The organism is Burkholderiales bacterium, assembly GCA_013695435.1.
Lineage (GTDB): Bacteria > Pseudomonadota > Gammaproteobacteria > Burkholderiales > JACMKV01 > JACMKV01.
In genome coordinates, this window is sequence record JACDAM010000114.1 from 1 (window position 1) to 3,519 (window position 3,519).

The window sequence follows — 3,519 nt, forward strand, 5'->3', positions numbered from 1 at the left end:
GAACTCGATGTCCTGGTAGCCGCCTATAATCACACCCCGCGTAAATGCCTGGGCTTTCGAACGCCGGCCGAGATATTCCGCGGATTCCTTGAACCGTTGCACTTCAAACGTGAATGCACCTTCCCGCTTGCGTGGGAATGACAACTCTATTGAGGCCGTAATTGGAAAGCGCCCGGTTGGATCTTGCCGCAGTCAGAGCTTATCTGACGGGACTGCAAACAGCGCTAGTCGCTGCATTCGAGCAGATCGACGGCGGTCGTTTTTGCCGCAACGAATGGCAGCGCGGCGAAGGGGGCGGCGGCATCAGTTGCATACTGGAAGACGGCGCGGTATTCGAGCGCGGCGGCGTCGGTTTCTCGCACGTTTTCGGCGATGCGCTGCCGCCGTCGGCCAGCGCCGTTCGCCCCGCGCTGGCCGGCCGCTCGTGGCAGGCGATGGGCGTATCGGTCGTCATGCATCCGCGCAATCCACATGTGCCGACCGTACATTTAAACGTGCGGTTTTTCGTTGCGGTTGCTTCCGACGAGACATCTGCGAACGACGCTGCAAACGACGAGCGCCCGGCATCGAGAGAGAGCGCGCAGAAGCCTGAATTGCATCTCGTCGCAACTGCTGAACGCGATCGCGGTGACAAGCGAAGCGCAGACGCGGGAGAAGACGCCGACAGCGGCGCACATGCGCGCGCAAAGCCAATCTGGTGGTTCGGCGGCGGCATGGATCTGACGCCCTACTACGGCTACGACGAAGACGCCATCCACTGGCACCGCAACTGCCGCGATGCGCTCGCGCCATTCGGCGCGGATTACCATGCGCGCTATAAAAAATGGTGCGACGACTACTTCTTCATCAAACACCGCAACGAGCCGCGCGGCATCGGCGGCATTTTCTTCGATGACCTGAATCAACCCGACTTTGCATCGTGCTTCGCACTCGTGCAAAGCGTCGGCGATCACTTCCTGCCGGGCTATCTGCCCATCCTCGAACGGCGCATGACCTTGCCGTATGCGCAGCGCGAGCGCGATTTCCAGCTTTACCGGCGCGGCCGCTACGTCGAATTCAATCTGGTCTACGACCGCGGCACATTGTTCGGCCTGCAATCCGGAGGTCGCGCCGAATCCATCCTGATGTCGCTGCCCCCTGTTGTGAGCTGGCGCTATGACTGGAAGCCCGAGCCTGGAAGCGAGGAAGAACGTCTGTACCAGGAGTTTATAGTGCGCAAAGAATGGATTTAAGCCGTTGCTGTCGACTCGAATCGCCCCGCGATCCGCGCATCCAACACCCGCGCTCGCGTGTATATTATCGAGCGGAGTGAGGGCTGCTATCGAACTTTATCCAGCCGGATAGGGGAGGAAACATTTCGAAGAAAAAAACAGTAAGTCCCACGAGGCGCGAAATACTGAAACTGGCGCTGGCTGCAGGCGGGTCTATCGCAATGGCCGGGGCCGGTTCCCGTGCCGATGCCCAATGGCGCGATTCCGATTCGTCGCGCGATTCGAACGACGGTTTCTCGCGAGATGGTTTTTCACGCGGCGACGAACTGCCGCAAAGCCCGCAAACCGTACCGTTTGTCGACGAAATGCCGATCCCGCCAGTGGCGCAACCAGTTTCATCGTTGAGCCCGCCGCCCAACACCGCCGCTTTCCAGCGCTACGCCGAGTTTCCCGCGCGCAAGTTTTACGACATCAGCCAGAGTGCATCGCAGTACTCGTTCCATCGCGATTTGCCGCCTAGCACGATTTTCGGTTTCAACGGCATTTTCCCGGGCCCGACTTTCCAGGCGCGCTACGACGAGCCGATCATCGTGCGCTTCCGCAACAACCTCCCGGCCAACCATGTCGGCTTCGGCATCCCGAGCGTCATCACGCATTTGCACAACGCCCATATCGCGTCCGAAAGCGACGGATTTCCCAACGATTTTTACGAGGTTGGGCAGTTCAAGGATCATCACTATCCGAACATTCTCGCGGGTTACGACGCATTCCCGCCGAGGGGCGACGTGCGCGAAGCCTTGGGCTCTGGTATCACGACCACCGCATGAATTCACCGCGCCCAATGTCTACAAGGGGCTCGCCGGATTCTATCTGCTGTTCGACCAGCGCGATTCGGGCAACGAAACCGACAGCAACCCGAACGCGTTTCGGCTGCCGAGCGGCGAATTCGACGTTCCCATGGTTTTTGCGGACAAGCACTTCGACAGCAACGGGCTGTTGTTCTTCGATCAGTTCGATCTCGATGGTTTCCTCGGCGACAAATTCACGGTCAACGGCAAGATTCAACCGTTCTTCCGGGTCGCGCGGCGCAAATATCGCTTTCGCTTTTTGAACGCCGGACCCTCGCGGTTTTAGAGTTCTACCTGAGCAACGGGCAGTCGTTCACCCAGATTTCGAACGCGGCAATCTGCTGCCCAACCCGCTCGCCCGTCAAAGCGTGCGTCTCAGCGTGAGCCGAGCGTACCTACTGAATGCAAGTAAAGCATCTCTCCCGGCGCAACACCGCAGTGCTTTTGCAGAAACGCGGCCCTATTCGCAAGCGTCTCGGTCTTGCCACTGCCTGCTCTGGCAACGATCTGCGCGTGTGTCTGTATCGCCCCGATGGCCGCTGCTTGGTGCAGGTCAGGGATTTGCGCGGGTTCGTTTTGCGGTGCCGGAATGTTCTCGCATACCCATTGCTGAATGAATGTGGTTTAGTGCCGCAAGTACTCCGACTGCGAGACGAGGATGGAGTCCCCGTGTACGAATCGAGCGTCAGTTCGCAGGAAATTGGTCTGCAACCCGCAACGCAAATCGCTCAACTCCTTTGCACGTTCGGCTTCCCGCTCTTGAGCCCATGCACTGGCCTCTTCGGTCGTTACGAATTTCCACACTCCGACCTCATTGAGCGGAACAAAGCGGCATTGATCAGCCCCCCTGAATGTGACTAGACCCTCAAGAAAATCAATTCCCCGATAGCCATCCCACCCGCTGGACAACGTTCCCTCACCATACGTCGGATGGATGATGCGGTCCCCCACTGTTAGCTGTCGATCCAGGCAAGGCGGCAAGCCAGAATCATCTCCGAACGATTGCCCCATAGTTACCGCCCTTGAGTCGCGTTAGGTTTGTCGTGGCCTGCGATCGAGCCTCGACAGCCGGGACGGATGCAATATGGGAAACCTACCACACGCATGGCGGCGAACCGAAATTCCTCAAACAGCTGGATGCTTGCCGTACGTTCTGGGGCGGTACATTCATTCAGCGCTAGCGCAGTGATCGCAATAATGCGCCGCGTTTTACCAAGCGGCGGGGGCCTGCAATATTCAGGGTTGGAGTCGGAATCTAACGTTTGACAATAGCGGCCCGCGCCAGCTAACCAGTGGCTTCCTTTGCGTTGTACCAAAATCTCACTCCACAGTCACCGACTTCGCCAGATTCCGGGGCTTGTCCACGTCCGTCCCTCTTTGCAGCGCCGCGTGATACGCGAGCAACTGCACCGGAATCGCGTGCACGATCGGCGATAGGACATTGACATGGCGCGGCGTGC

The 3,519-nt window shown here is 58.8% G+C and carries 3 protein-coding genes and 1 pseudogene; 3 read left to right on the forward strand and 1 reads right to left on the reverse strand.

The window, feature by feature from the left end:
• The first annotated feature begins 176 nt into the window (after positions 1-176).
• The 3 genes and pseudogenes from H0V78_06210 to H0V78_06220 all read left to right on the forward strand — a co-directional run bounded on the left by H0V78_06210 (position 177) and on the right by H0V78_06220 (position 2,345).
• Positions 177-518: pseudogene (locus tag H0V78_06210) on the forward strand (coproporphyrinogen III oxidase).
• A gap of 914 nt (positions 519-1,432) precedes the next feature.
• The gene (locus tag H0V78_06215) at positions 1,433-2,038 is read left to right on the forward strand and encodes a multicopper oxidase domain-containing protein (GenBank protein MBA2351375.1); all 606 of its coding nucleotides are present in this window, start codon (positions 1,433-1,435) and stop codon (positions 2,036-2,038) included.
• A 130-nt stretch (positions 2,039-2,168) separates the two neighbouring features.
• A complete protein-coding gene (locus H0V78_06220; GenBank protein MBA2351376.1) occupies positions 2,169-2,345 on the forward strand; it encodes a hypothetical protein in 177 nt (58 codons plus the stop codon).
• A gap of 89 nt (positions 2,346-2,434) precedes the next feature.
• Here the strand turns inward: H0V78_06220 and H0V78_06225 are convergent, their stop codons facing one another.
• Complete coding sequence (locus tag H0V78_06225) at positions 2,435-2,674, reverse strand: UvrD-helicase domain-containing protein (protein ID MBA2351377.1); 240 nt, start codon at positions 2,672-2,674, stop codon at positions 2,435-2,437.
• Between the last annotated feature and the right edge of the window lie 845 nt (positions 2,675-3,519).